At 74.3% G+C, this 26603-nt stretch carries 21 protein-coding genes; 14 read left to right on the forward strand and 7 right to left on the reverse strand.

Features of this window, described 5'->3' with window-relative positions:
• On the reverse strand, positions 1–2879 hold a 2879-nt coding region (locus tag ACFQ11_RS15810; protein ID WP_378299081.1), incomplete at its 3' end, for an ATP-binding protein.
• Between the two features lie 101 nt (positions 2880–2980).
• On the opposite strand from ACFQ11_RS15810, the gene ACFQ11_RS15815 reads away from it, so the two are divergent.
• Complete coding sequence (locus ACFQ11_RS15815) at positions 2981–4468, forward strand: MFS transporter (protein ID WP_378299083.1); 1488 nt, start codon at positions 2981–2983, stop codon at positions 4466–4468.
• Entirely contained in the window at positions 4461–5051 is a 591-nt protein-coding gene (locus ACFQ11_RS15820; protein ID WP_378299085.1) for an NADPH-dependent FMN reductase, read from the forward strand. Before ACFQ11_RS15815 ends, ACFQ11_RS15820 begins: the two co-directional genes overlap by 8 nt.
• Before the next feature lie 14 nt (positions 5052–5065).
• On the opposite strand, the gene ACFQ11_RS15825 is transcribed toward ACFQ11_RS15820, so the two are convergent.
• Together ACFQ11_RS15825 and ACFQ11_RS15830 are read right to left on the reverse strand one after the other, a co-directional pair.
• Positions 5066–5239, reverse strand: coding sequence for a hypothetical protein (locus tag ACFQ11_RS15825; protein ID WP_378299087.1), 174 nt, complete (start codon positions 5237–5239; stop codon positions 5066–5068).
• Positions 5240–5248: 9 nt separating this feature from the next.
• A complete protein-coding gene (locus ACFQ11_RS15830) occupies positions 5249–6382 on the reverse strand; it encodes an NAD(P)/FAD-dependent oxidoreductase (RefSeq protein WP_378299089.1) in 1134 nt (377 codons plus the stop codon).
• A 360-nt stretch (positions 6383–6742) separates the two neighbouring features.
• Here ACFQ11_RS15830 and glpK point away from each other — a divergent pair, with 360 nt between their 5' ends.
• The 9 genes from glpK (at position 6743) to ACFQ11_RS15875 (ending at position 16971) form a co-directional block, all read left to right on the forward strand.
• Positions 6743–8260, forward strand: coding sequence for a glycerol kinase GlpK (glpK, locus tag ACFQ11_RS15835; RefSeq protein ID WP_378299091.1), 1518 nt, complete (start codon positions 6743–6745; stop codon positions 8258–8260).
• A 3-nt stretch (positions 8261–8263) separates the two neighbouring features.
• Positions 8264–9799 (forward strand): glycerol-3-phosphate dehydrogenase/oxidase, encoded by a 1536-nt coding sequence (locus ACFQ11_RS15840; protein WP_378299093.1) that lies wholly within the window; start codon positions 8264–8266, stop codon positions 9797–9799.
• A 3-nt stretch (positions 9800–9802) separates the two neighbouring features.
• Complete coding sequence (locus tag ACFQ11_RS15845; protein ID WP_378299095.1) at positions 9803–10642, forward strand: alpha/beta fold hydrolase; 840 nt, start codon at positions 9803–9805, stop codon at positions 10640–10642.
• 66 nt (positions 10643–10708) lie between these two features.
• The gene (locus ACFQ11_RS15850; RefSeq protein WP_378299097.1) at positions 10709–11467 is read left to right on the forward strand and encodes an ABC transporter ATP-binding protein; all 759 of its coding nucleotides are present in this window, start codon (positions 10709–10711) and stop codon (positions 11465–11467) included.
• Positions 11464–12213 carry an ABC transporter ATP-binding protein gene (locus ACFQ11_RS15855; protein WP_378299099.1) on the forward strand — a complete coding sequence of 250 codons (750 nt, stop codon included), beginning with the start codon at positions 11464–11466 and terminating at the stop codon, positions 12211–12213. Before ACFQ11_RS15850 ends, ACFQ11_RS15855 begins: the two co-directional genes overlap by 4 nt.
• Before the next feature lie 2 nt (positions 12214–12215).
• Positions 12216–13097 carry a branched-chain amino acid ABC transporter permease gene (locus ACFQ11_RS15860; protein WP_378299101.1) on the forward strand — a complete coding sequence of 294 codons (882 nt, stop codon included), beginning with the start codon at positions 12216–12218 and terminating at the stop codon, positions 13095–13097.
• Entirely contained in the window at positions 13094–14098 is a 1005-nt protein-coding gene (locus ACFQ11_RS15865) for a branched-chain amino acid ABC transporter permease (RefSeq protein WP_378299103.1), read from the forward strand. Before ACFQ11_RS15860 ends, ACFQ11_RS15865 begins: the two co-directional genes overlap by 4 nt.
• 6 nt (positions 14099–14104) lie before the next feature.
• Positions 14105–15415 carry an ABC transporter substrate-binding protein gene (locus tag ACFQ11_RS15870; RefSeq protein ID WP_378299105.1) on the forward strand — a complete coding sequence of 437 codons (1311 nt, stop codon included), beginning with the start codon at positions 14105–14107 and terminating at the stop codon, positions 15413–15415.
• Entirely contained in the window at positions 15412–16971 is a 1560-nt protein-coding gene (locus ACFQ11_RS15875) for a carboxylesterase/lipase family protein (protein WP_378299107.1), read from the forward strand. The genes ACFQ11_RS15870 and ACFQ11_RS15875 overlap by 4 nt, the downstream gene beginning before the upstream one ends.
• Before the next feature lie 84 nt (positions 16972–17055).
• Here the strand turns inward: ACFQ11_RS15875 and ACFQ11_RS15880 are convergent, their stop codons facing one another.
• Together ACFQ11_RS15880 and ACFQ11_RS15885 are read right to left on the reverse strand one after the other, a co-directional pair.
• On the reverse strand, positions 17056–19320 hold the full coding sequence (locus ACFQ11_RS15880) for a LuxR C-terminal-related transcriptional regulator (protein ID WP_378299109.1): 2265 nt from the start codon (positions 19318–19320) through the stop codon (positions 17056–17058).
• A 56-nt stretch (positions 19321–19376) separates the two neighbouring features.
• Positions 19377–20543 carry a PucR family transcriptional regulator gene (locus ACFQ11_RS15885; RefSeq protein ID WP_378299111.1) on the reverse strand — a complete coding sequence of 389 codons (1167 nt, stop codon included), beginning with the start codon at positions 20541–20543 and terminating at the stop codon, positions 19377–19379.
• 217 nt (positions 20544–20760) lie between these two features.
• Between ACFQ11_RS15885 and ACFQ11_RS15890 the strand changes: the two genes are divergently transcribed.
• Positions 20761–22617 carry a sensor histidine kinase gene (locus ACFQ11_RS15890; RefSeq protein ID WP_378299113.1) on the forward strand — a complete coding sequence of 619 codons (1857 nt, stop codon included), beginning with the start codon at positions 20761–20763 and terminating at the stop codon, positions 22615–22617.
• Here the strand turns inward: ACFQ11_RS15890 and ACFQ11_RS15895 are convergent.
• Positions 22507–23112 (reverse strand): response regulator transcription factor, encoded by a 606-nt coding sequence (locus ACFQ11_RS15895; RefSeq protein ID WP_378299115.1) that lies wholly within the window; start codon positions 23110–23112, stop codon positions 22507–22509. The genes ACFQ11_RS15890 and ACFQ11_RS15895 overlap by 111 nt on opposite strands.
• A 108-nt stretch (positions 23113–23220) precedes the next feature.
• On the opposite strand from ACFQ11_RS15895, the gene ACFQ11_RS15900 reads away from it, so the two are divergent.
• The gene (locus tag ACFQ11_RS15900; protein ID WP_378299117.1) at positions 23221–23769 is read left to right on the forward strand and encodes a dihydrofolate reductase family protein; all 549 of its coding nucleotides are present in this window, start codon (positions 23221–23223) and stop codon (positions 23767–23769) included.
• 147 nt (positions 23770–23916) lie between these two features.
• Here ACFQ11_RS15900 and ACFQ11_RS15905 read toward each other — a convergent pair whose 3' ends face one another.
• Entirely contained in the window at positions 23917–25062 is a 1146-nt protein-coding gene (locus tag ACFQ11_RS15905; protein ID WP_378299119.1) for a PucR family transcriptional regulator, read from the reverse strand.
• A gap of 186 nt (positions 25063–25248) precedes the next feature.
• On the opposite strand from ACFQ11_RS15905, the gene ACFQ11_RS15910 reads away from it, so the two are divergent.
• Positions 25249–26490: a PucR family transcriptional regulator gene (locus ACFQ11_RS15910; protein ID WP_378299121.1), complete on the forward strand. Its 1242-nt coding sequence runs from the start codon at positions 25249–25251 to the stop codon at positions 26488–26490.
• The last annotated feature ends 113 nt before the right edge of the window (positions 26491–26603 follow it).

The following is a 26603-nucleotide window of genomic DNA, read 5'->3' on the forward strand; positions in this document are numbered from 1 at the left end:
GCCAGCGCGCGGCGGTGCTCGCGCAGCGCGGTGCCGTCGTCGCCGCGCTGCCCTGCGAGGAAGCCCAGCTCGGCGAAGGCCAGCACGACGTCCACCGACCGGTGGTCGCCCGGGTCGGCGCCGAGCCACGTGCGCAGGTGCGGCGCGGCCCGCCCCGGGTCGCCCGCCCGGCGCAGCGCCATGCCCAGCCCCAGTTCGGCCAGCCGCGCCCCGTACGCCTCGCCGTGCGCGGTGGAGATCTCCAGGGCGCGGCGGAACCGCTCGACGGCCCCGGCCGTGTCGCCCCGCACCAGCGCGGCCCGTCCGAGGCAGCACGTCCAGAACGAGGTGTTCAGCCGGATGCCCACGCCTTCGGCCAGTTCCAGCGCCTCGGCGGCGATCCGCTCGGCCTCCGCGTGGTCGCCGACGGTGTCGGCGTGCCGCCACAGCACCGCCATCGCCTCCAGCCGCCCCCAGTCGTCGCCGAGTTCGGTGAACGCCCGCAGCGCCTCGGCCCCGTCGGTCTCGAAGCGGGGCAGCCCGCCGCGGATGTAGGCCAGGTAGGCGCGGTTCGCCAGGGCGGCCGCGATGCCCCACCGGTCCCCCCGGGAGCGGAACGCCGACAGGGCGAGCCCCGTCTGCGTCTCCGCGGCGGCGAGCTCGCCGCACTCGACCAGGGCCGGGCCGAACAGCCACTGGACGAACGTGCGCCCCTCCTCGTCGTCCGCGCCGTCGAACGCGGCGAGCGCCTGCTCCACCCGGACGAGCGGGGCGTCGGCCTCCCGCGCCACCAGGTCCAGGTAGGCGAGGAACGCACCCGCCCTGGCCCGCAGCCGGCGCGGGCCGCCGTCCAGCTCCAACGCGCTCGCGAGCATCCGGTGCGCCTCGCGGTGCCGCCCGCGCAGCCACCGGTACCAGAACAGGTGCACGGCCAGCCGCAGCGCCGTCCCGGCGTCCCCGCGCCGGACGGCGGTGGACGACGCGGCGTGCAGGTTGGCGTGCTCGCGGCCCAGCCGCCGCATCCACGCGCGCTGCCCCGGACCGCGCAGCCCCGCGTCGGCGTCCGCGGCGAGACCGGCGTGGTAGCGCATGTGGCGTTCCTCGGCGGCCTCCCGCTCACCGGCCTCCTCCAGCCGTTCCCGCGCGTACGCGGCCACGGACTCCAGCAGCCGGTACCGCTTGCCCTCCGGGGTGTCCACGGACCCGACGAGGGACCGGTCGACCAGCCGCGCCAGCGGCTCCAGCACGTCGCCGCCGGTCGCCTCGGCCGCCTCCAGCGTGCAGCCGTCCGCGTGCACCACCAGCCCCCGCAGCACCTCCCGCTCGCGGTCGTCCAGCAGGTGCCAGCTCCAGTCGATCGCCGCGCGCAGCGTCCGGTGCCGGTCCGGGCGGTCGCCCCCCGCGCCGCCCAGCAGCCGGAACCGGTCGTCGAGCCGGGCGGCGATCCCGTCCACGCCCAGCGCCCGCACCCGCCGGGCCGCCAGCTCCAGCGCGAGCGGCAGGCCGTCCAGCCGCCGGCAGATCGCCGCCACCCGCGGCGCGGTCCGCTCGTCCAGCGCGAACCCCGGCGCCGACGCCGCCGCCCGCGCCGCGAACAGTTCCACCGCGCCGAACGACGCCGCGTCCGCCCCGCCGCCCGCGGGCGGGACGGCCAGCGGCGGCACCTCCACGACCCGTTCGCCCGCGACGCCCAGCGGTTCCCGGCCCGTCACCAGCATCCGCAGCCCGGCGGCGCCGCGCAGCAGCCGGACGGCCAGCGCGCCCGTCTCCGCGAGCACGTGCTCGCAGTTGTCCAGCACCAGCAGGCAGCGGCTTCCCTGCAGCGCCGCCGCCACCCGCCCGGCCGGCGTCCCCTCGCCGGCGTCGGCGTCCCGCACCCCCAGCACGTCCGCGACCGCCGCGGCCACCCCGGACGTCCCGCCGCCCGACGGCGGCAGCGGCGCCAGCTCCACCAGCCACACCCCGTCCGGGAACGCCTCGACGACCCCGCCCGCCGCCTCCAGCGCGAGCCGCGTCTTGCCGACCCCGCCCGGCCCGGTCAGGGTGACCAGCCGCCCCGGCCCGTCCGCGACCAGCAGCTCCCGGACCGCCGCGACCTCCCGGTCGCGGCCCACCAGCACGTCCACGATCGCGGGCAGGTTCGTGACCGTCTCCGCCGCGGGCCCCGGCTGCCGCAGGATCTGCCGGTACGCCGCCGCCAGCTCCGGGCCGGGATCGGCGCCCAGCTCCTCCGCCAGCCGCCGCCGCAGCCGCTCGTACGAGCGCAGCGCCTCGGTCTGCCGCCCCGACCCGTACAGCGCCCGCAGCCACGCCGCCTGCAGGCGCTCCCGCAGCGGGTGCCGCCGCACCAGCTCGCCCAGCTCCGCGGCGAGCAGCCGGTGCTCGCCCAGCTCCAGCCGCGCCTCGGCGCGCAGCTCCAGGACGGTCAGCCGCTCCTCCTCCAGCCGCGCCGCCGCCGGGGCGGCGAACCCCTCCGCGAACCCCGCGAACGCGGGCCCCCGCCACAGCGCCAGCGCCTCGTCGCACAGCGCCGCGCGCCCCGCCGCGTCGCGCGTCCGCCGCGCCCGCTCCAGCAGCGCGCGGAACCGGTCCGCGTCCACCTCGCCGTCCGCGACGGCCAGCCGGTATCCGCCCGGCCCGTGCGCGAGCCGGGCGCGGCCGTCCGGCTCGGCCCGGTCCAGGACGCCGCGCAGCAGCGACAGCTTCGAGCGCAGCACCCGCCGCGGCTCGGCGGGCGCCCGGTCGCCCCACAGCTCGTCCACCAGCCGGTCCGCCGGGACGGGACGCCCCTCCCGCAGCAGCAGCGCGACCAGCAGCGCCCGCACCCGGGCCTCCGGGACGCGCACCGGCGTCCCGGAGGCGTCCCACACCTCCGGCGTCCCCAGCGTTCCGAACCTCATGGTGATCACCGTATGCCGCCGGAACCCGGCCGGAGCCTCCCCGGAACCCCCCTCCGCGACGCTCGAACCACGACACCGCACCAACGAGAGGAGGTGCCGCGATGCGCGCCACCGCGCGCGACTGGGCGGGACTCGCCGCCCTCGTCCTGCCGACGCTGCTGCTGTCGATGGACGTCACCGTGCTGTTCCTGGCGCTGCCCGTGCTCGGCGCGGAGCTGGGCGCCGACACCACCGCGCAACTGTGGATCATGGACGCCTACGGCTTCCTGATCGCCGGGTTCCTGGTCACCATGGGGACCCTCGGCGACCGGATCGGCCGCCGCCGGCTGCTGCTGGCGGGCGCCGCCGCCTTCGCCGTCCTGTCCGCCCTCGCGGCCTGGTCGACCGGGCCCGGCATGCTCATCGCGCTCCGCGCGCTGCTCGGCGTCGCCGGGGCGACGATCATGCCGGCGACGCTGTCGCTGATCCGGCACCTGTTCGCCGACGACCGGCAGCGGCGGCTCGCCGTCGCCCTGTGGACCGCCGGGACGATGGGCGGCATGGCGCTCGGCCCGGCGGTGGGCGGCCTGCTGCTGGACCGGTTCTGGTGGGGCGCGGTCTTCCTGATGGCCGTCCCGGTGATGGTGCTGGTCCTGGCCGCCGCGCCGCTGCTCCCCGAACACCGCGACCCCGCCCCCGGCCGCATCGACCTGCTCAGCGTCGCGCTGTCCCTGGCCGCGATCCTGCCGCTGGTGTTCGCGGTCAAGGAGACCGCGCGGCACGGTCCCGGGCTCTGGGCGGCGGCGGCCCTCCTCGCCGGCGCCGCCTCGGGCGTGCTGTTCGTCCGGCGCCAGTCCCGGCTCGACGACCCGCTGGTCGACCTCCGGCTGCTGCGGCTCCCCGCGTTCGCCCCGGCCCTCGTGACCGTCCTGGCCGCCTCCATGACGATGGGCGCGTTCTCCCTGCTGCTCGCCCAGTACCTCCAGCTCGTCAAGGGGCTGACGCCCGGCCGGGCCGGCGCGTGGCTGGTGCCGATCGCCCTCGTCTCGATCGTCGCGATGCTCGCGACCCCCAGGGTCGCGGCGCGGATCGGCGACCGCGCCGCGACCGTCACCGCGCTCGCGATCGCCGCGGCCGGGTTCGTCCTCCTCGCCCAGGTCTCGGCGGACCGGCCGGCCGCGGCGGCCGTCGCCGCGGCCGCCGTCGTCGGCCTCGGCATGAGCCCGCTGCTCGTCCTGGTCAACAACCTGGTCGTCGGCGTCGCCCCCAGAGAGCGCAGCGCCTCCGCCGCCGCACTGGCGGAGACGTGCCTGGAGGCCGGGGCCGCACTGGGCGTCGCGGTGCTCGGCTCGCTCGCCGCGTTCGTCTACCGCGCCCGCATGGCGGACGGGCCCGCCGCCGCCCGCGACGGCCTCGCCGCCGCCGTCGCCGGCGGGCCGTCCGCCGAACTCCTGGAGGCCGCCCGCGCCGCGTTCGTCTCCGGCCTCGCCGTCGTCGCCTACGTCAGCGCCGGCATCGCCCTCCTCCTCGCCCTGTTCACCGTACGCACGACCCGAACCGCCGGCTCGTCCCGCACGATCCGGCACCGGAAGGAGAACGCCCATGTCTGACCTGACCCCCCTGCGCCTCGCCGTCATCGTCGGCAGCACCCGCAAGGACCGCTTCTGCCCAGTCCCGGCCGCCTGGGTGGCCGACCGGGCCCGCGAGCACGGCGGCTACGAGGTCGACGTGATCGACCTGGCCGACGAGCGGCTGCCGGACGTCCTCAACGGCGACGACCCGGACGTCCCGCCGCCCGCGCCCGTCCGCGCCCTCGCGCCCCGGCTCGCGTCCGCCGACGCGTTCGTGATCGTCACGCCCGTCTACAACCACGGCTACCCCGCCTCCCTGAAGAACGCCGTCGACTGGTTCTTCGACGAGTGGAGCGCCAAGCCCGTCGGCTTCGTCTCCTACGGCGGCGCGGGCGGCGGCCTGCACGCCGTCGAGCAGTTGCGCCAGGTGTTCTGCGAGGTCCACGCGACGACCATCCGCGAATCCCTCGGCTTCGCGAACTACTGGGACCTGTTCGACGACGCCGGGCGGCCGGTGGACGCCGCGGGCGCGGAGAAGGCCGCCGCGACCTTCCTCGACCGGCTCGCCTGGTGGGCCCACGCCCTCCGCGACGCCCGCGGCAAGCGGCCGTACACGCACTGACCCGGCGGCCCCGCTCACCCGCGGCGGCTACGCCGACCGCGGGTGAGCGGGGCCCCGCTCTCGACGTGCCCCGGCTCCGCCGGGTCGCGGACGCAGCAGAGGCCCGCGGCCGGCCCGAGCAGCTCGGAGGCGACGCCGAACAGCAGGTTCCGGTGGGCGACGAACGTGTCCGTCGAACCCGCCCTCATGACGTCCCCTCAGCGGGCGCCCTCGGCCGTCAGCCGCCGGCGCTTGGCGTCCTTGACCGGCCACGTGTGCGACCCGGGCTCGCGGGCCTCCTTCGCGAGCTGCTTGATCGGGCTCTCGCACGCGGACTCCTTGAGCTTCGCGCCGAGCCGGCCGCCCACGTGGATCCACGTCGCGGTGTCGTCGCGGTGGGCCAGCTGGAACACCCCGGCCCGCCGCCCCAAGCTGACGCACATCGCGGCGATCCCCTTGCCGAAGTCCGCCGGCGCTTCCCCCGCGATCCGGGCGAGCACCGTGTCCGCGGCGTGCGAGCCCAGCGGCAGCGCCGCCTGGCAGCTCATCCGCAACGGCGCGCCCGACGGGGCCGCGGCGTCCCCGGTCGCGACGATGCGCGGATCGTCCACGCAGGTCAGCGTCTCGTCGGTCAGCAGCCGGCCCACGGCGTCGGTGCTCAGCCCGCTGCGCGCGGCCAGGTCCGGCACGCCGAACCCGGCGGCCCAGACCGGCACCGTGCCCGCGAGCTCCCGGCCGTCCGCCAGCCGCACCGCGTCCCGCGCCACGGCCGTCGCCGTCGCGGCCTCCAGCACGGTCACGCCCAGCTTCGCCAGCCCCCTGGCCACCGCCCGCCGCGCCCGCGGATGCAGGTACGGCCCGAGCCGCCCGCCGCAGACGAGCGTCACGCCGCGCCCCGCCTCCGCCAGCTCGGCGGCCGTCTCGATGCCGAGCGGCCCGCCGCCCACGACCGTCACCGAGTCCGCGCCCTCGACGGCGGCCCGCAGCCGCCGCGCCTCCTCCAGGGTGGCGATCGGGTAGGCGAACTCGGCCGCCCCGGGCACGCGCGGGTCCGCGCCGCTGCCGACCGCGTAGACCAGGTAGTCGTACCCCAGCAGGTCGCCGTTCTCCAGCAGCACGCGGCGTCCGTCCGCGTCGATCCGCGTCACGGTGCCGACCACCAGCCGGACGCCCTCCGCGAGGATCTCCCCGTAGTCGACCACCGCGTCGTCGGACCCGCCCACGAGCTGGTGCAGCCGGACCCGCTCGACGAACTCCGCCCGCGGGTTGATCAACGTGACGTCCGCCCGCTGCGTCAGCCGGTTGGCGGCCATGACACCCGAATACCCGCCGCCGATCACGATGACGTCCATGGCGTCTCCTTCCATCGGGACTCGCCCAGAAGACACCGCACACCCGCCGTACGTGACACCATGTGAGCCAGATCACTCGGCACCCCCGTTGCGGCCGCCGGGCAGGGAGGCCACCTCCCGTCGTCTCGGCCCGAACGTGTCGGCGCCCGCTCGTGAGCGCCCCGCGGAATCCGTGCCGCCGCGCCGGCGAGGCCTTTATGGGGCGGATTCGTCGCCACCCTAAGCATTTCTCCACCGAGACGGTTATCTCTCCATGACAACGTCCGTACGGACGTTATCCGGCATGCCATTGTTCGCCTTCCCCGGGATTCCTACTGTTTGCGGTCTTGTCAGGCCGATCGAGTAGGAGGGGAACGCGGAATGACGCAGCGCCTCGTGGCGGCCATCGATCAGGGGACGACGTCGACCCGCTGCATGGTCTTCGACGCGTCCGGCTCGGTGCTCGGCGCCGCCCGGCGGGAGCACCGGCAGATCCTCCCGCGGCCCGGCTCGGTCGAGCACGACGCCGCCGAGATATGGGCACGGGCCCAGGAGGCCGTCGCCGGCGCACTGCGCGCGGCGGGGGTGCGCGCCGCGGACCTCGCGGCGGTCGGGATCACGAACCAGCGCGAGACCACGGTCGTGTGGGACCGCGCGACCGGACGTCCGGTGCACCGCGCGCTCGTCTGGCAGGACACCCGCACCGAGTCGCTGTGCGCCGAACTGGCGGGCGGGCACGGGCGCGACCGGTTCGCGGCCGCGACCGGGCTGCCGCTGGCCTCCTACTTCTCGGGTCCGAAGATCCGGTGGCTCCTCGACCACGTGCCCGGGGTCCGAGACCGCGCCGAGCGCGGCGAGCTGCTGTTCGGGACGCTCGACACCTGGCTGCTCTGGAACCTGACCGGCGGCGCGCTGCACGTCACCGACGTGACGAACGCCGCCCGCACGCTCCTGATGAACCTCCGGACGCTCGACTGGGACGAGGAGATCCTCGCCGCGATGGAGATCCCCCGGTCTCTCCTGCCGGAGATCCGCTCGTCGGCCGAGGTGTACGGCAGGGCGCGCGGCGTCCTCGAGGGCGTGCCGATCACCGCCGTCCTCGGCGACCAGCATGCGGCGCTGTTCGGGCAGCACTGCTTCGCGCCCGGCGACGCCAAGGCCACCTACGGGACGGGCGCGTTCCTGCTGCTCAACACCGGCCGGGAGCCCGTGCCGTCCCGGCACGGGCTGCTGACGACCGTCGGGTTCCGGCTCGGCGGCGAGCCGCCCGTCTACGCGCTGGAGGGGTCGATCGCCAACACCGGCTCGCTGACCCGGTGGATGCGGGACGGCCTCGGCCTGATCGGGGACGCGGACGAGATCGAGGCGCTCGCGGCGTCCGTCCCGGACAACGGCGGGCTCTACCTCGTGCCCGCCTTCTCGGGCCTGTTCGCCCCGCACTGGAGCCCCGACGCCCGGGGCGTCCTCGCGGGCCTGACCGGCTTCGCGGGCCGCGGCCATCTGGCGCGGGCCGCCCTGGAGGCGACGGCGTACCAGACCCGCGAGGTCCTGGACGCGATGGCGCTCGACTCCGGGCTCCGCCTCGACTCGCTCAGGGTCGACGGCGGCATGACCGCGAACGGCCTGCTCATGCAGACGCTCGCGGACGTGCTCGACCTGGAGGTCGTCCGGCCGTCGGTGATCGAGACGACCTGCCTGGGCGCGGCGAGCGCGGCCGGGCTGGTCGCGGGGGTCTGGCCCGATCTGGACGCGCTGCGCGCCCGATGGCGGCGCGACGCCGCGTGGACGCCGTCCGGCGCGGACGGCGGGTTCCGCGACCGCAAGTACCGCAAGTACCGCAAGGCCGTCGAGCTGGCGAAGGGCTGGCTCGACGCGGACGACGTCATCGAGGGGGCCTAGCCGGTGTTGGACACGTCAGCCGCGCACGGAGTCGCCAGGCGAGCCGCGACCCGCGACGAACTGGGGCGGGGCACCTTCGATCTCCTCGTCATCGGGGGCGGGATCGTGGGCATCGCCGCCGCGTGGACCGCCGCGCAGGCGGGGCTGCGGGTCGCGCTCGTGGACGCCGGGGACTTCGCGGGCGCGACGTCCAGCGCGTCCACCAAGCTCGTCCACGGCGGACTGCGCTACCTGCAGACCGGCAACGTCCGGCTCGTCACGGAGAACCACCGCGAGCGGCGCAGCCTCGCCGGCGACGTGGCGCCCCACCTGGTCAGCCCGCGCAAGTTCCTCGTCCCCGTCTACCAGGACGGCCCGCACGGCGCCGCCAAGCTCGGCGCGGGCGTCCTGCTGTACTCGGCGCTGTCGGCGTTCGGCGACGGCCCCGGCCGCCTCATCGGCCGGAACCAGGCCCTCCGGCAGGTTCCCGCGCTGCGGGGCGAGGGCCTGCGCGCCGCCGCCGTCTACACCGACCACCAGATGAACGACAGCCGTGTCGCCATCATGACCGTCCGCGCCGCGGCCGCGGCGGGCGCCGTCGTCCTCAACCACGCCTCCGTCGACGCCCTGCGCACCTTCGCCGGACGGGTCGCCGGAGCCGAGCTCACCGACCGCCTCGACGGCACCGGGTTCGGCGTCGCGGCCAGGCTCGTCCTCAACGCCACCGGCCCCTGGGTCGACCGGGTCCGCGCCCTCGAGGATCCCGCGGCGGCACCGACCGTCCGGCTCTCCAAGGGCGCGCACCTCGTGCTCAAGCGGCACGAGCCGTGGCGGGCGGCCGTCACCATCCCCATCGACAAGTACCGCGTCTCCTTCGCGATCCCGTGGGAGGACCATCTCCTCCTCGGCACCACCGACGACGCCTACACCGACGAGCCCGCGGACGTCCGCGCGACCGAGGACGACGTCGCGCGCATCCTCGACGAGGCGGGCGGCGCGCTCGACGGGCTCGACCGCGCCGACGTCACGTTCGCGTTCGCGGGATTGCGCGTCCTGCCCGGAGGGCCGGGGGGCGTGGAGACCGCCAGGCGGGAGACCGTGATCACCGAGGGCCGCGGCGGCATGCTGTCCATCGCGGGCGGCAAATGGACCACCTACCGCCACATCGGCAGGGTCGTCCTCGACCGGCTCGGCGTCGGCTCCGCGGTCCTCCGGACGTTGCCGCTGCCCGGGGCCGCGGTGCCCGGCGCCGTCGCCCGCCGGCTGGTGGCGGACCGCTCCACCGGGGAGGCCACGGAGCCGGCCGCCGCCGCCCACCTGGCCACCCACTACGGGACGCTCGCCTTCGACCTCGCCGACCTCATCCGCCGCGACCCGGGGCTGGGCGCCCCCGTCCACCCCGACGGTCCCGACATCTGGGCCCAGGTCGTCTACGCCCGCGACCACGAGTGGGCCGAGACGGTCGACGACGTGCTGCGCCGCCGCACCACTCTCGCCCTGCGCGGCCTAGCCACCCCCGAGATCCGCTCCCGAGTCGCCGACGTGCTGAGGAACCGCTGACCCATGTTCACTTTCGCCGGCGCCGACGGCCTGTGGCTCCACGTCCATGAATGGGGGCACGAGAAGGAACCGCGCGGCGTCGTCCTGCTCTCGCACGGCATGGGCGAGCACGGCGGCCTGTACGCCGGGCTCGCGGTGACGCTCATCCGGCACGGCTACCTCGTGTACGCACCCGACCACCGCGGCCACGGCAGGTCCATGAAGGGCGGCCCGGGTCACCTCGGGCGCGACGGCTGGAACCTCCTGGTCGCCGACCTGCGCCTGCTCGCCGAGCACCTGCGCACCCGCCACCCGCACGTCCCGATCGTCCTGGTCGGGCACAGCATGGGCTCGTACGCCGTCCAGCAGTTCCTGCTCGACGACGGCGACCTGCCGGCCGCCGCGGCGCTCATCGGCACCACCGCCCTGGACGGCCTGATCGCGCGGCTGGAGCGGGCGCCCGACCGCATCGGCTTCTACAACGCCGGTTTCCAGCCGGCCCGCACCCCCTACGACTGGATCACCCGCGACGAGACGTTCATCGACGCCTTCACCACCGATCCGCTGTGCGCGTTCCCGCTCGACGGCGACGGCCTGCGGAACATGTACGCCGCCGCGCCCCGGCTGGCCGTGCCCGCGACGGTCCCGTCCCGCCTGCCCCTGCACGTGATGGTCGGCGAACGCGACCCGCTCAACGCCGGGCTCGTGCTGTCCGACCTGCTCGTCCGGCGGTACCGGAACGCGGGCCTGACCGACATCACCTACCGCACGTATCCCGATGCCCGGCACCACCTGCTCAACGAACTCAACGGCGACGAGGTCACGGCCGACCTCGTCGCCTGGATCGAGCGGGTGACCGGCTGAGAGAAGCCGGCCGGAACGAGACCGGCCGAAAGGAGAGCCCTGAATGCGATCCCGTCTGGAGGCGGAATGCTAGAGGTGTCCGGCCTCACCGTACGGTTCGGAGGCATCACGGCGCTCGACGGCGTCGGGTTCACCGTGGACGCCGGCCAGATGGTCGGGCTGATCGGCCCGAACGGGGCCGGCAAGACCACGCTGTTCAACTGCCTGACCCGGCGTTACCGGGCCGACGAAGGGACGATCCGGTACGCGGGCACCGACCTCATGTCGGTCGCGCCGTACGCCATCGTGAAACTGGGCATCGCCCGGACCTTCCAGAACCTCGGCCTGTTCCCCGGGATGTCCGTCCGCGACAACGTCCTCGTGGGCGCCCACGGCCGGACCCGCGCCGGGTTCTTGTCCGCGGGGTTCCGGCTGCCGTCGGTGCGCAGAGAGGAGGCGAGGCTCCGCGCCGAGGTCGATGGGCTGCTGCGGCGCCTCGACCTCGACGACGTCGCCGACCACCCGGCCGCCGGACTGCCGTTCGGGACGCTCAAGCGCATCGAGATGGCACGCGCGCTCGCCGCGGAGCCCCGCCTGCTGCTGCTCGACGAACCCTGCAACGGGCTCAGCCACGGGGAGGTGGACGAGTTCGCGGCGCTCCTGCGCGACCTCCGGGAAGAGCGAGACCTCACGGTCATCGTCGTCGAGCACCACATGGGTTTCGTGATGGGGACCTGTGACCGGGTCGCCTGCCTGGAGTTCGGCCGGAAGATCGCCGAGGGCACGCCGGCCGAGGTACAGAACGACCGGGCCGTCCGCGACGCGTACCTGGGGACCGCGGCATGAGCGGCACGAGCGGATCCCCGGACGCTGGAACGTTCCTCGCCGTCGCGGACCTTCGCGCCGGCTACGGCGCGGGCCGGGTCCTGCACGGCATCGGCTTCGACGTGGCCGAGGGGGAGATCTGCGCGATCCTCGGCACCAACGGCGCGGGGAAGACCACCCTGCTCCGGGCGCTGTGCGGCATGGTCCGCACCGAAGGGTCGCTGCGCCTGGCCGGCACCGCGCTGCCGCGCCGCAGGCCCGAAGCCGTCGCCCGGCTGGGCGTGGCGCACGTCCCCGAGGGGCGCGGCACGTTCGCCCCGCTGACCGTCGAGGAGAACCTGCGCCTCGGCGCCTATGTCCGCCGTGACCGCGCCGGTGTCCTCGACGACATCGAACGCGTCTACGGCTACTTCCCCGTCCTGAAGGAACGGCGCGCGCAGGCCGCGGGCAGCCTCAGCGGCGGCGAGCAGCAGATGGTCGCCATCGGCCGCGCGCTCATGTCGCGGCCCCGGCTGATCCTGCTGGACGAGCCCTCGCTCGGCCTCGCCCCACTGGTCACGCGCGAGCTGTTCCAGATCGTCAGGACCGTCAACGAGAAGGAGCGCACGACCGTGATCCTGGTCGAGCAGAACGCGCATCTCACTCTGGAGTTCGCCCACCGGGCGCACGTGCTGGAGACCGGACGGATCGTGCTGTCCGGAACGGCGGGCGACATCCGCTCCGACGAGCAGATCGCCCGCTCCTACCTCGGGATTGAGGTGGGATAGCGATGGCGGGTTTCGTACAGCAGCTCGTCGAGGGGCTCGGCGCGGGCGCGATCTACGCGAGCCTCGCCCTCGCCCTCGTCCTCATCTACCGGTTCACCGGCATCGTGAACTTCGCGCAGGGCGAGCTGGCCATGTTCTCCACCTTCATCGCCTGGCAGTTCGTGCACGCCGGCGTGCCGTTCTGGCTCGCGCTCGTGCTCACGCTGGGGATCTCGTTCGCGGGCGGGATGCTCATCGAGCGCGTCGTCATCAGGCCGGTCGAAGGCGCGCCGGAGCTGACCCTCGTCATCGTCACGCTCGGGTTGTTCATCCTGGTGAACGCCGCCGCCGGGTGGATCTGGTCGTTCCTCATCAAGGACTTCCCGAGCCCGTTCCCCGGCGGGGCGCTCCGGGCCGGAGGCGTCGGGCTCGGCTACTCCACGCTCGGTGTGCTGGGGGTCGTGGCGCTGGTCATGGGCCTGCTCTATGTGCTGTTCCGCTACACCAAGATCGGGCTGGGGATGCGCGCGGTCGCGAGCAACCCCGAGTCGGCCAGGCTGGTCGGGGTGCGGGCGAGCCGGGTGCTGGCGCTCGGCTGGGGGCTGGCCGCGCTGGTCGGCGCGGTGTCCGGCGTGCTGGTCGCGCCGATGCTCTTCCTGGAGCCGAACATGATGGGCGGCGTCCTGATCTACGCGTTCGCCGCGGCGACGCTGGGCGGGTTCGACAGCCCGGCGGGCGCGGTGCTCGGCGGTCTCATCGTCGGCGTCGCCGAGACGCTCGCCGGAGCCTACGTCGGGGCCGTCGGCTCCGACCTGAAGGTCGGGGTGCCCCTGGCCGTGATCATCGGCGTCCTGCTGTTCCGGCCGCAGGGGCTCTTCGGACGATCGGCGGTGGAGCGCGCATGAGCGGCACGTCCTTCTCCCTGCCGGCCCGCCCGGCGTCCGGCGGGCTCGCCCGCCACTGGCGGTGGGCGGCGGTCGCGCTGCTGGTCGCGGCGGCGGTCGCCGCGCCGTTCCAGCTCGTCCCCTTCCGGGTCTTCCAGCTCACGATGGTCCTCGTCTACGCGATCGCCCTGCTCGGCCTGAACCTCCTGGTCGGGCACGCCGGGCAGATCTCCCTCGGCCACGGCGGCTTCCTCGCCCTCGGGTCCTACACGTCCGCCGTCATGCTCGACCGCTGGGACGTGCCCTACCTGCTGACGCTGCCCGCCGCGATGGCGGTGACGTTCGTGCTCGGTCTCGCGCTCGGCGTCCCGGCGCTGCGGCTGCGCGGCCTGTACCTGGCGCTCGTCACCATGACCATCGCCATCTTCCTGGTGCCGCTGCTCAAGCGGTTCGAGTCGGTCACCGGCGGCTCGATGGGGCTCACCCTGTCCCGCCCGGCGCCCCCGGCGTGGACCGGGCTGGCCGAGGACCAGTGGCTGTACTTCGTGGCGCTCGCCGTCGCGGCCGGCTGCGGTCTCGTCGTGTGGTCCCTGCTGCGGTCGCGGGTCGGGCGCGCGCTGCACGCCCTGCGGGACAACGAGACCGCCGCCGAGACGATGGGCGTCGAACTGGCCCGCTACAAGACGCTCGCGTTCGCGTGGAGCGCCATGTTCGCCGGGGCCGCGGGCGCCGTGAACACCTGGGTGATCGCGTTCGTCTCGCCCGACTCGTTCACCGTCAACCTGTCCATCATGCTGCTCGCCGGCATCGTCGTCGGAGGGCTGGGCTCGACGTTCGGGCCGCTGCTGGGCGGGGCGTTCGTGATGTTCGTCCCGGCCTTCTCCCAGGGCGTGAACGACGCCGCGCCCGGCGTCGTCTTCGGCGTCCTCATCATCTTGATCATGTACGTCGCCCCCACCGGGCTCGCCGGGCTGGCGGGCCGCGCGGGCCGCCTCCTCGCACGAGTCCAACGGAAGAAGTGAGCCTCCATGCGTGACAAGAAGACGTGTGACAAGAAGACGCGCGACAAGAAGACGCGCGACAAGAAGACGCGCCTGACCGCGGCCACCGTCGCGGTCCTGCTCGCCGCCTCGGCGTGCGGCGGCCGGGGCGAGGCGGGCGGGAGCACCGCCGCGCAGGGCGAGTGCAAGGGCCAGCAGACCACCGGCATCACCGGCGAGAGCGTCAAGCTCGGCGGCATCTACCCGCTGTCGGGCCCCACCTCCGCCTACGGCGAGATCCCCAAGGGGATCAAGGCGTACTTCGACCACCTCAACACCGAGAAGGGCGGGGTCGGCGGCCGGAAGATCGAGTTCATCGTCCGGGACGACGGCTACCAGCCGCCGAAGTCGGTCGAGGAGGCCCGCCGCCTCGTCGAGCAGGACCGGGTCTTCGCCCTGTTCCAGACGCTGGGGACGCCGACGTCCTCCGCCGTGATGGAGTACGCGAACCAGCGGAAGGTGCCGCAGGTCTTCGTGTCGAGCGGCGCGTCGAAGTGGGGCGCCGACCCCGTGAAGTACCCGTGGACGATCGGCTGGCAGCCCAGCTACGCGTCCGAGGGGCGGCTCTACGGGCAGTACCTCAAGGACGACGAGCCGGACGCCGAGGTGGCGATCCTGTACCAGAACGACGACTACGGGAAGGACCTCCGCGAGGGTTTCCTCACCGCGATCGAGGGCAGCGGCGTCAAGGTGGTGGCCGAACAGAGCTACGAGGTCACCGACCCCAGCATCGACCCGCAGATGCGCAACCTGGCCGAGTCGGGGGCCGACGTGTTCCTCGACATCACCACGCCCAAGTTCGGCTCTCAGGCGCTCGCCGCCGACGCCCAGAACACCGCGTGGAACCCCCTGCACATCATCAACAACGTGGCCTCCTCGATGACCGTCCTCGAGCCGGTCGGATTCGACAGGGTGCAGGGCATCGTCTCCGCGGCCTTCCTCAAGGACCCGTCCGACCCGCAGTGGGCCGACGACCCCGAAATGAAGCTGTACGAGGAGAAACTCGCGAAGTACGCGCCCGGCCTCGACCCGACGAACGCCTTCTACAGCCTGGGCTGGGCCTCGGCGAGCGCGATGGAGAAGGCCCTCGGGGCGATGAAGTGCCCGACCCGCGAGGGCCTGATGGAGGCGGTCCGCGACTTCGAGGACGTCCGCTCGGACCTGCTCCTGCCGGGCGTCACCATGAACACCGGGCCGCGTGACGGCTACCCGATCGAGACGTTGCAGCTCCAGCGGTTCGAGGGCGAGCGCTGGAACCTGTTCGGCGAGGCCATCGACACCCGGAAGGCGGGCCGATGACGCGCATCGCGATCAGGGCCGGGTTCGCGGCCGTCCTGCTTGCCGCTCTGGCGCAGGCCCCGGCGGCGGCCGCCCCGGGCGCGCCGGCCGGAGCGGGCGGCCCGCCGACCGTCGTCACCGACGCCGGAACGTTGCGCGGTGAGACGGCCGGGACGACCGACCGGTTCCTCGGCGTCCCCTACGCCGCGCCCCCGACCGGTGAGCTGCGGTGGAGACCGCCGCGGCCCGCGGCCCGCTGGGACGGCGTCCGCGCGGCGACGGAGACGCCGCCCCGGTGCGTCCAGAACAGCACCGCGGTCACGTCGGAGGACTGCCTCTACCTCAACGTCCACACCCCGAAGGGCGCCTCCCGGAACGGGCGCCGCTACCCGGTGATGGTGTACGTCCACGGCGGCGCGTTCGTATCCGGCATGGGCGGCAACTACGATCCCACCCGGCTGGTCGAACGCGGCACCGTCGTCGTCACGATCAACTACCGGCTGGGCGCCCTGGGCTTCCTCGCCCACCCGGCGCTCGCGGCGGCCGACGGTTCGTCCGGGAACTACGGCCTCATGGACCAGCAGGCGGCGCTGCGCTGGGTCCAGCGCAACATCGGCGGGTTCGGCGGCCACCGCGGCAAGGTGACCGTCTTCGGCGAGTCGGCCGGCGGCCTCAGCGTCCTGGCCCACCTGGCCTCTCCCGGTTCCGCCGGGCTGTTCTCCGCCGCGATCAGCCAGAGCGGCGCCTACAACCTCGCCCTCCGGTCCCGGGCCGACGCCCAGGCCGAGGGCACCGAGCTCGCCGCCGCGGCGGGCTGCCCCGGCCAGACGGCCGCGTGCCTGCGCGGCCTGCCGCCGTCGGCGCTGCTGGCGCGGCAGAAGCCGGTCCTGTTCCTCCAGACCGACGGCGCCGTCCTGCCCAGATCCCTGGACGACGCTTTCCGGACGGGGAGGTTCAACCGCGTCCCGGTCGTCAACGGGACCACGCGCGACGAGTCCACCTACTTCGTCGCGACCGGCTACGACCTGGCCGGACGGCGGGTCACTCCGGACAACTACCTCACGGAGATCCAGGCCATGACCGGCGTTCCGCGGGACGCCGCCGAGCGGGTCGCGGCGCGCTACCCGCTCGACGAGTATCCCGCCCCCGCGTCCGCTCTCGCGGCGGCCGCGACCGACGCGGACTTCCCCTGCCCCGCCCTGCGCCTGGACGGCTGGCTGTCCCGGCGAGTCCCGACCTACGCTTACGAGTTCAGCGACCGCGACGCGCCCCAGCTCTACCTCCCGCCGGTGTCCTTCCCGTACGGGGCCTCGCACGCCTCCGAGCTGCAGTACCTCTTCGACGTCCGCAACGCCGTCCATCCCGCGCCGCTCGCACCGGACCAGCGGGCCCTGGCCGCCACGATGCGCGGCCACTGGACGCGCTTCGCCAAGACGGGGAAGCCCGCGAGCCACCGGGTCTGGCCCGCGTACTCGGACGCGGCCCCGCGAATGATCTCCTACACGCCGTCCGGGCCCGGGATCGTCCGGGACTTCGCCGCCGACCACGAATGCGACCTGTGGGCCGCGCTGCGCTGACTGTGGGCCGCGCTGCGCTGACTGTGGGCCGCGCTGCGCTGACTGTGGTCCGCGCTGCGGTGACGGCCCGTGTCCCGGCGGGCCTCAGCGCCGCTCGGTGAACCAGGTGGCGATCTGAGCGCGCTTACGGAAGCCGAGCTTGTCCAGGATGTGCTGGACGTGGGTGTCGACGGTGCGCTGGGAGATCACGAGCTTGTCCGCGATGTCCCGGTTGGACAGCCCCTCGGCGACCAGCCCGGCGACCTGCCACTGGCGCCCGGTCAGCGACCCCGGCCGGGCGCCGGCGGCGGGGGCCGCCTCGCCCAGCGCGAACCGCGCCGCCTCCGCACCGGACATGGCGCGCCCCGCGGCGAACGCGCGGCCGAAGCGCTCCTCGCCCAGGACGGCCAGCGTGCTCGTCCGGTGCGCCCGGTGCGGGCCGGAGACGGCGATCTCCGGAGCCGACCCGATCGCCCGCCAGAGCGTGGCGGCGGCGCCGAACAGGGTGGCGGCCCTGACGTGCTCGCCCTTCCGGTCCGCGATCCAGGCGAGACTGTCGAGAAGGTAGGCGGTGCCGGATCCCGCGCCGATCTGCATGAGGTTCCGCAGGGACTCGCGGGCGAGTCTCTCGGAGAGCTCCACGTCGCCCCGCTCGACCTCCAGGTAGGCCAGCCCGAACTGGGCCATGGCGCGATACCGGGTCTCGCCGCGGGCCTCGCACAGTTCGAGCATCCGGCGCAGCGCCCGCCTGCCCTCCGCGATGTCGCCCTTCCGGTAGCCGGTGGAGACCCCGAAGATCCACAACGGATGCAGCTCCCGGCGCACGTCCCCGTGCGCCCGGAACACGGCGGCCGCCTCGGCGGCGAGGTCGGCGGCGCCCGCGTCGGTGCTGATCTGCGCGGCGAGGGCCCGCACGTAACTCGTCAGCGCGTGGAGCAGCTCGTCCCGGGGCTCCGCCAGTTCCGCCGCTTCGGCCAGCCGGCGCATGGCCGCGTCGAGGTCGAGATGCCACACCGCGTGGAGCGCGCACATCGCGAGCGCCCGCGGCCGGTCCGGATGGTCGGACGAGGTCGCGGCGAGCGCCCGGTCGAGCCACTGGCGGCACTCCAGGCTGTGGCCGAAGAACGTCCAGTACTCGTCCAGCCGCGAGGCGATCCTGAGCACCGCCCCGGCCTCCCCGGGCTCGGTGAGCGACCATTCCAGCGCGGCGCGCACGTTCGCCTGCTCGACCCTCAGCCGGTCGATCCACGACAGTTGCTCCGGCCCCACCCAGTTCGCGTCGGCGGACGCCGTCAACCGGTCGATCCAGTCCCGGTGCCGGGCGGAGACCAGGCGGCGTTCGCCCGTCCCTTCCAGGAGTTCCTGGCCGCGCTCGCGGAGGGTCTCCAGCATCCGGTAGCGGACGCCGTCCCCGTGGTCCTCCCGGACCAGGACGGACTTGTCCAGCAGGCCGTCCACGGCGTCCAGGACGCCCTCCGGCGCGACGCCGGGGCCCGCGCACACATGTTCCGCCGCGGCCAGGTCGAAGGTGCCGGCGAAGACCGAGGCCCGCAGCCAGACGGCCTGCTCGGCGGGCGAGCAGAGAGAGAAGCTCCAGTCGATGGTGGCGCGCAACGTCCGCTGGCGTTCCGGGGCGGTGCGCGGGCCGGCGGTGAGCAGCGGCAGGTGCCGGGTGAGCCGGTCCGCGACCTGCCGCGGCGACAGCGACCGGAGCCTGGCGGCCGCGAGCTCGATCGCGAGCGGGAGCCCGTCCAGATGCCGGCAGATGCGGACGACGGCCGGGGCGTTCCCGGCCGTGAGCTCGAAGCCCGGCACGATCGCCGCGGCACGGTCCACGAACAGGCGCACGGCGTCGTACCGGGCCGATTCCGCGGGCGAGGACGCGACGTCCTCCGCGGGCACCGCCAGGGAGGGCACCCGCAGCAGCCGTTCCCCCGCGACCCCGAGCGACTGCCTGCTGGTCCCGAGCATGGTCACGCCGTCGCACTCGGCCAGGACGGCGGCGGCGAACGCGGCCGCCTCGTCCACCACGTGCTCGCAGTTGTCCAGGACGAGCAGGAGCGCGCGTCCGCGCAGGTGGTCCAGTACGAGCCGGAGCGCGGGCCGGCCCGACCGGTTGTGCAGGCCCAGCCGGGTGGCGACGAGGTCCGGCAGCAGCGCGCCGTCGCGGAGTTCGGTGAGGTCGACGAAGACGGCGCCGTCGCCGAAGCCCGGGGCGAGCCGCGCCGCCACCGCGGTGGCGAGCCGGGTCTTGCCCACGCCGCCGGGACCCGTCAGCGTCACGAGCCGCCCGGCGGCCAGCGCCGCACGCACCTCGGTGGCCTCGCGTCGCCGGCCGACGTAGCTGGTGTCGATGCGCGGCAGGTCCATGGCGCCATCACGCTAGCCGAAAGCCACGACCGCCCGCCAGGGAGGAGAAGGGCAGGTCAGCCCGCCTTCCCCGGGTCGGGACGGCCCGCCGTCCTGGCATGCAGCAGCAGGTGCATGTCGAGCTGGTTCCGCGGCTCGTAGAGCGCTTCGCCGAAGAGGGCCTCGAGCTTGCGGAGGCGATAACGGACGGTCTGCGGGTGCACATGCAGCCGTGCGGCGGCCGCGACCGCCCGGAAATGGCACTCCAGCAGCGCCAGCAGCGTCACCTCGAGTTCCCGCCGGAGCGACGGCCGGACGGAGTCGAGCGGCGCGAGCCGGTCGGCGGCCACGAGATCGACGAGTTCGGCGCCCCAGGACGTCATGAGCCGGGGCAGATGGTCCACGGCGCGAACGGGACGGCCCCCGGCCGCCGCGATCCCGCCGTCCTTCACGAGCGACAGCGTGCGGCGCGCCCACCGCAGGGACCTCGCCGCGTCCGGCACCTCCACGGTGGGCCCGACCGCCGCCGTCCGGCCGCGCAGCCCCGCCGCGACCTGCCGCCGCCGCGTGAGCCCCTCGGGGTCCGGCAGGACCAGGCACGGCTCGTCCCGATGCAGGCCGAGCAGGACGTCCGGCGGGAGCATCGGCCGGGGACCCGCCGCGGACAGGGCGATGACCGCGACCGTCCGCGGCAGCCGCCAACCCGCGCTCAGCGCGGCCGTCCTGATCTCCGGGGTTCCGGGGTCCGTGCTCAGCAGGAGGTCGAGCAGCTCTCGCCGGCGTTCCTCGGCTTCGCCGACGGCGCGCCCCGGGGAGCCGCCGTGCCCCTCGGCGACGGCCGCCGTGATGCGGTCGACGTACGCGAACACCTGCTGCGCCGTCCTCCCGACCGCACCGATCTCGACGCGCACGCCCAGCCTGCCGGCGTGCTCGGTCAGCCTGGCGATCGCGATCCCCGCGCCGAGCCGGGCCGCGGCGGGCAGGACGTCCGGGCCGCGGCCCGCCGCGGCCTCGCGGGCGCCCGCGTCCCGGGCTCGGGCGAGGATCTCGTCGGACGGCGGTCCGGAGCCGGCCAGCAGGCCGAGGAAGTCCTCGATCAGGCTTTCCACGAACGAGTCCAGGTACCGCGCGCGGCCGAGCGCCGGCACGTCCCGGCGGATCCTGACGGTGACCTCGGCCGCCACTTCCGGGACGTGGGAGCGGAGCCGCTCGTCGAGCGCGGCGCCCTGCTGGGTGATCTCCACACTGCCTCCTGCTCGTCGCGTCGCCGATACCCCGCAAGAGTCGTCGCGGCCGGCCGCTCCGCACCATCCGCAGAACTACGTAAGCGCGCTTGTGCGGGCGCCCGGTCGAGGCGGCCCCGGTTCTATACGCTTCGCGTGATCCCCTTCTTGGGAGGCCTGTATGGAAACCGCGTCTCCGGTGGCGGCCGTTCGCTGGGCTCGTGTGATCGCGGTGGGCGTGAGCTGCGGGTTCGCGTTCGGCGGGTACGTCGGGATCGTCAACGCGGAGCCGGGGGGCAAGCCGGCGGCGTTCGTCCTGCTGACCGTGCTGCTGCTCCTTCACCTGCGCAACTGCATCCGCTGGTCGGAGGACGGGCGGGTGCGGGGCTGGCCGTGGACGCTGGGGGCGCAGGCGGTCCTCACGGCCGTGGGCATGGTCTGGTACGCGAGCACCTGGTACGGGAACTCCGGCTTCCTGGCGGCGGCGATCCTGCTGCTCGTCCGCCGGCGGTGGGCGGCGTGGGGCGGGTTCGCGCTGGTGATCGCGGCGCAGTTCGCCGCCGCGTCGCCGGTTCGGCCGACGGCCGTGGAGGCGGCCTACCTGGCCGTCGGCCACGCGGCGTTCGTCGGGATCGCGCTGTACGGGGTCGCCCGGCTGGCCGACCTGGTCAGCGACATGCGGCGGACCAGGGACGGGCTCGCGGCGGCCGAGGTGGCGCGCGAGCGTCTGGTGTTCGCGCAGCAGCTGAACGAACGGGTGGGCGTGAGCCTCGAGCGCGTCGTCCGGGACGGGGACGCGGGGGACCCGGCGGCGGTCGGTCGGCGGCTGGACGTGGCGCGGGCGGCGCTGAACGAGACGCGGTCGGTGGCGCACGGGTACGGGCGCGAGCGCCCCGCGGCCGCGCCGGTGGCCGATGATCTGACCTCCCGGGCCGTGGCGGTTCTCGGGGCCGCGACGATCTGCCTCATGATCGTTCCGACGGAGGTGCGGTGGTTCCTGCGCGCCGATCTGGGCGCGCCGGAGACGGCGGTGTTCTTCGTGGCGCTCGCCGCGTTCGTCCTGCTGTTCCTTCGTGCCTGCGCCCCTTCGGGCCGTCCGTTGTGGACGCTGGGCGTCTTCGTGCCCGCCCTGGTCCCGCTGCTCTTCTTCGACCTGGCGCTGTGGCACGTGGTGTTCTTCCTGCCGGGCGTCGTGCTGGTCGTGGTGCGCGGGTGGGCGCGGTGGGTCCTGGCGATCCCGCTGATCTGCCTGGATCCGCTGCTCGTGATCTGGGACGCGCAGCTCGGCGATCCGACCGTGCTGGGGATGGTCTACGAGGTCGTGTGGTCCGGCGAGCGGGCCCTGGTGGTGTACGGGCTGGTCCGGATGGGGGAGCTGGCGCTGCAGGTCAGGGAGGCGCGGGCGGAACTGGCCCGGACGGCGGTCGCCCGCGAGCGGCTCCGGTTCGCGACCGATCTGCACGATCTGCTCGGCCTGGGCCTGTCGGTCGTCGTGCTCAAGAACGAGCTGGCCCTGCGGCTGCTCGACCGGGACCCCGACCGGGCCCGCGTCGAACTGGCCGAGGGACTGGCGGCGGCCCGCCGGGCCCTGGCGGACATGGAGGCCGTCGTGAGCGCGCGGGGCGAGATCGCGCTGGCGGCGGAGGTCGAGTCCACCCGCGCGGCGCTGTCGGCCGCCGGCATCGAGGTGTCCGGGTCGGTCCGGCCGGTGCCGCTGCCCGCGGAGACCGACATGCTTCTCGCCACCGTGCTGCGCGAAGGGGTCACCAACGTGCTGCGGCACAGTCGGGCCGATCGCTGCGAGCTGACCGTCGAGGCGGTCGGGCGGAACGTCCGGTTGCGCCTGGTCAACGACGGTGTCTCCGGGCGGGCCGCCGCCCCCGGCGTGGGGCTGACGAACCTGGAACGAAGGGCGCGGGAGCTGGGCGGGACGCTGACCGCCGGCAGGGAGGGGGACGGCTTCCGGCTGGCGGTGACGGTGCCGCTAAAGCCAGCCCTGGTCGGTCGCGATGCGGATCGCGTCGATGCGATTTCTGGCGTTCAGCTTCATGACGGCCGACGACAGGTAGTTGCGGACGGTGCCCCGGCTCAGTGAGAGGGACCGGGCGATGTCGCCGGCCTCCGCGCCGGTCGCCGACAACCGGAGCACGTCGGCCTCACGTGCGGTGAGCGGACTGTCCGCCCGTTCGAGTTCGGCGAGCGCGAGCTGGGGGTCGACCACCCTTTCTCCCGCGACGGCCTTGCGGATCGCGTCGATGAGGTCGTCGGTCGGCGCGTGCTTGAGCAGGAACCCCGAGACCCCGGCGGCCAGCCCGCGGCGCAGATATCCGGGTTTGCCGAGACCGGTCAGGACGACCGTCCGGCAGCCCGGGAGCGTCGCGCGGAGTTCGGCGGCGGCGTCCAGGCCGTCCATGCCGGGCAGGTCGATGTCGAGCACCGCCACGTCGGGGCGGGTCTTCTCCGCCATGGCGACGATCTGGTCGCCGCGCTCGACCATGGCCACCACCTCGATGTCGTCCTCCAGCCCGAGGACGGTGGTCAGCGTCTCCCGCAGGATGCGAACGTCCTCGGCGACCATCACACGGATCATGTGATTCCTTCACATGGAACTGCTGATCCCGGCCACTACCGGCGGATTCTTCGGATTGCGAGTCTAATCGCGTCCACACCGGAGAACGGCCCGAAAAGCGGAGGAACCATGCGCAAGATCGTCGCTTCGACGTACGCCACCCTCGACGGCTTCATCGACAACCCCCACGAATGGTCGCTGCAGTACTCCGAGGAGAAGGCCCAGGGCCACGCGTTCGCCATGACCACGGCCGCCGACGCCCTCCTGCTCGGCCGCGTCACCTACGAGGGCATGGCGCAGGCCTGGCCGAACATGGGCGGCAACCCCTACGCGGACCACGTCAACTCCATGGCGAAGTACGTCGTCGCGTCCGAGCCGGTGGACACGTCCGCCTGGAACCCCACCACGGTCATCGACGGAAACGACCTCGCCGGGGCGGTGACCGACCTCAAGAAGCAGGAGGGCGGCGACATCCTCGTCTGGGGCACCGGCCGCCTGACCGACGGCCTGGCCGCGACCGGCCTGCTCGACGAGTACAAGATCTGGCTCTGCCCCGTCGTCAAGGGCTCCGGCGAGCCGCTGTTCCGCCCGGCCAGCGCCGGAACCCTCGAACTGGTCGACTCCGTGACCTTCCCGAGCGGAGTCGTCCTCCTCACCTACCGGCCCCTCGGCGGCTGAGCCGTCCGGGCGGCCCGGCACGACGGGGGATCAGGAGGAGCCCCGGTGAACGCGAGATCCCGACATCTCGCCTTCCACCGGGGCTCCACGCCCGTTCCAGGTGCACGGCGCTCCCGCCGATGACCCGCCTCCGGCGCAGCGGGTTCTCTAGAGCAGGGCGCGGGCGGTGACGGCGGCGTCGAGGAGGCGGACGCCGCGGGGGTCGGACAGGTCGAGGCCGGTGAGTTTCGTGATCTTGCCGAGCCGGTAGTCGAGGGTGTTGCGGTGGATCCGCAGTTCGGCCGATGTCCGGCTGCGGTTGTGGCCGTGCCGGACGAAGGAGCGGGCCGTCTCCAGCAGCACGGGATGCCCGGCGAGCGGTTCGAGCTTGGCGGCGAGCCGGGGGAGCGCCCGTCCCGGCCTGGTGAGCTGGTATTCGAGCAGGACGTCGTCCAGCCGGTAGAGGCCGGGCGGCAGGTCGAGGCGGTCGGCGAGGTCGGCGACGTCCTCCGCCTCGGCGTGCGCGTCGGGTACGGCGTCGACGGTGTCCGCCGCCGCGGCCGCGGCGATGACGGGACTGGCGGTCGCCTCGCCGATCCGGTCGAGCATCGCGGGCAGCCGCGCGAACGCGTCCGGCGCGTCCGGCAGCAGCACCGTCCCGCCGTCGGTGGTGAGCGCGGTCAGCACGTCGGCTTGCTGGTGGGCGTCGAGCGCGGACTGGACGCGGCGGATCGTGCGGCGGGCGCCGGCCTCGCCGGGTTCCAGCCGCAGCAGCACGACGAGGTAGCCGCTCGCGAGCACCACCCCCGACTGCTCGGCCAGTTCGTCCGCGGGCCCGCCGGTCAGCAGCGCGGAGACCAGGTCGCGGCGCAGGTCGCGGCGCTGGCCCTCGATCTGCTGGTGCTCGTGGAGATGCGCCAGCGCGACCGCCGGGAGAACGCTCGACAGGTAGCGCAGGGTGTGGAGGGCGTACCGGCGCAGTTCGGGGGCGTCGGCCTCCTCGGAGAGCAGTTCGAATTCGGTCACCGAGGCGATGAGGTACGCGGCGATGGCCGCGTCCAGCGGCACCCCGTCCGCCGCGCGCCGCGCCGACCAGTCGATGATCTCCGTCAGCTCGGCCGCGTTCGGGGTCCGCTCCTCCCGGAGGGTCTTGGCGATCATCCGGGTGACCTCGGTGAACGCACGGTGCACCTCACCGTGGAGCACTCCGCCGGGCAGGCCCCGGTAGAACGGGATCTCGGCGGCGCAGCGGTCGACGGCCACGCGGGTGATCTCGGAAAGCCGCGCCATCATGCGGTCCTCGGTTCGGGACATTGCCCAATTGTTCCACGCCAGAATTGGCCCTGATGCGCACAGACAAGCGCTCTCGGAACTGACAACTTGTGCATTCACCACCCCGGGGCTTCCTCGGCCGCCGCTTCGATGGGAACCCGACCCGTCGGCGAGTTCCCCTTCACGCAGCCCGGACGCCGCTGACCGATCTTCCGGATTGGAGACCGTATGCCGCCTTCGGCCCGGCCGTCCGTCCTCGACGTGTCCCTCCCCGACGTGTCCCTCCTCGCCGCGGGCGTGGACGCCGGAAGCCGGGACAGGCTGCTCGGCGGGCTGCGCAAGGGCGTCCCGGACGCCGCGAGGGACGCGGTCCGGGCGATCGAACGGGAGCTGCCGGTCTACGTGCGTCCCCACGACGCCCGGTACGTCCAGGTGCTGACCATCTCGGTCGAGCGGGCCATCGGCCATTTCGTCGACCTGCTCGGTGATCCGGACCTGCCGTCGGACGCCGTCACCGAGCACTTCCGCCGCATCGGGGCGGGCGAGGCCGGCGAGGGGCGCGGCCTGGAGGCGCTCCAAGCCGCGTTCCGGATCGGCGCCGGTGTCGCGATCCGCCGGCTCACCGAGGAGGCGCAACGCCAGGACGTCTCCGTCACCTCGACGGCCGTCGCGCGCGTGACGCAGGCGGTGCTCGGCCACATCGACCGGCTCGCCGCCGCGGCGGCCGAGGGCCACGCCGAACGCGCCGCCCGGCAGACCGGAGGGGTCCGGGCGCGGCGGCGCGCGTTGCTGGAAGGCCTGCTCGAGCCGGGCACCGGGCCCGAGGACGTCCGGCTCCTCGCCGCCGACTGCGAGTGGCCGGTGCCGCGGACGGTGGCGGCCGTCGCGCTGTCCGCGCCGCCCGGCGGGCGCGCGCCGCGGCCCGCCCTGCCACCGGACGTCCTCGTCGGCCTTCACCTGGACGATCCGTGTCTCGTGGTGCCGGATCCGGACGGCCCGGGGCGTCGCCGCGCCCTGGAAACCGCGATGGCCGGCTGGGACGCGGCGATCGGCCCGACCGTGCCGGTGGCCCGCTGTGCGCTCTCGCTCCGGCTGGCGCGCCAGGCCCTGCTGCTCGCGCACGACGGCGTCATCGCGGCGCGACGGCCGATCGCGGTCGTCGACCACATCCCGATGACGCTGCTCGGGCAGTCCCCGGAGCTGGCGTCCCTGCTGGTGGAGCGCAAGCTGCGCCCGCTCCTGCGCTCGCCGCGGCGGCACGCCCGTCACAAGCTCGCCGAAACGTTCCTGGCCTGCATCGAGAGCAACTTCAACGCGAACCAGGTCGCCGCCCGCATGGACGTGCACGCCCAGACCGTCCGCCACCGTCTCCGCCAGCTCGAGGCCCTGTTCGGTGAGGACCTCCATGACCCCGCCCAGCGCCTGGAGTTCCACCTGGCACTGCGCGCGTGGATCGCTTCGGGCCGATGACCGGACGGTCGCTCCGGCGGCTCCCCTTGACAGCCGTCGCCGCAGGTGGTGCGCTAATCAGGACAGGAGTATCGAATAATGAAACAGGGAGTCGTGGGGCCCGTGCGACCCGC

The sequence above is a fragment of the Actinomadura sediminis genome (genome assembly GCF_042675525.1).
Classification (GTDB): Bacteria; Actinomycetota; Actinomycetes; order Streptosporangiales; family Streptosporangiaceae; genus Spirillospora; species Spirillospora sediminis.

What these genes read in the sequence shown, in the direction of transcription:
- ACFQ11_RS15870 (WP_378299105.1), top strand. Translation starts at nt 14,105, where the DNA reads ATGCGTGACAAGAAGACGTGTGACAAGAAGACGCGCGACAAGAAGACG.
- ACFQ11_RS15880 (WP_378299109.1), bottom strand. Translation starts at nt 19,320, where the DNA reads ATGGACCTGCCGCGCATCGACACCAGCTACGTCGGCCGGCGACGCGAG.
- ACFQ11_RS15910 (WP_378299121.1), top strand. Translation starts at nt 25,249, where the DNA reads ATGCCGCCTTCGGCCCGGCCGTCCGTCCTCGACGTGTCCCTCCCCGAC.
- ACFQ11_RS15855 (WP_378299099.1), top strand. Translation starts at nt 11,464, where the DNA reads ATGAGCGGCACGAGCGGATCCCCGGACGCTGGAACGTTCCTCGCCGTC.
- ACFQ11_RS15865 (WP_378299103.1), top strand. Translation starts at nt 13,094, where the DNA reads ATGAGCGGCACGTCCTTCTCCCTGCCGGCCCGCCCGGCGTCCGGCGGG.
- ACFQ11_RS15860 (WP_378299101.1), top strand. Translation starts at nt 12,216, where the DNA reads ATGGCGGGTTTCGTACAGCAGCTCGTCGAGGGGCTCGGCGCGGGCGCG.
- ACFQ11_RS15830 (WP_378299089.1), bottom strand. Translation starts at nt 6,382, where the DNA reads ATGGACGTCATCGTGATCGGCGGCGGGTATTCGGGTGTCATGGCCGCC.
- ACFQ11_RS15850 (WP_378299097.1), top strand. Translation starts at nt 10,709, where the DNA reads ATGCTAGAGGTGTCCGGCCTCACCGTACGGTTCGGAGGCATCACGGCG.
- ACFQ11_RS15815 (WP_378299083.1), top strand. Translation starts at nt 2,981, where the DNA reads ATGCGCGCCACCGCGCGCGACTGGGCGGGACTCGCCGCCCTCGTCCTG.
- ACFQ11_RS15900 (WP_378299117.1), top strand. Translation starts at nt 23,221, where the DNA reads ATGCGCAAGATCGTCGCTTCGACGTACGCCACCCTCGACGGCTTCATC.
- ACFQ11_RS15895 (WP_378299115.1), bottom strand. Translation starts at nt 23,112, where the DNA reads ATGATCCGTGTGATGGTCGCCGAGGACGTTCGCATCCTGCGGGAGACG.
- ACFQ11_RS15905 (WP_378299119.1), bottom strand. Translation starts at nt 25,062, where the DNA reads ATGTCCCGAACCGAGGACCGCATGATGGCGCGGCTTTCCGAGATCACC.
- glpK (WP_378299091.1), top strand. Translation starts at nt 6,743, where the DNA reads ATGACGCAGCGCCTCGTGGCGGCCATCGATCAGGGGACGACGTCGACC.
- ACFQ11_RS15875 (WP_378299107.1), top strand. Translation starts at nt 15,412, where the DNA reads ATGACGCGCATCGCGATCAGGGCCGGGTTCGCGGCCGTCCTGCTTGCC.
- ACFQ11_RS15845 (WP_378299095.1), top strand. Translation starts at nt 9,803, where the DNA reads ATGTTCACTTTCGCCGGCGCCGACGGCCTGTGGCTCCACGTCCATGAA.
- ACFQ11_RS15820 (WP_378299085.1), top strand. Translation starts at nt 4,461, where the DNA reads ATGTCTGACCTGACCCCCCTGCGCCTCGCCGTCATCGTCGGCAGCACC.
- ACFQ11_RS15825 (WP_378299087.1), bottom strand. Translation starts at nt 5,239, where the DNA reads ATGAGGGCGGGTTCGACGGACACGTTCGTCGCCCACCGGAACCTGCTG.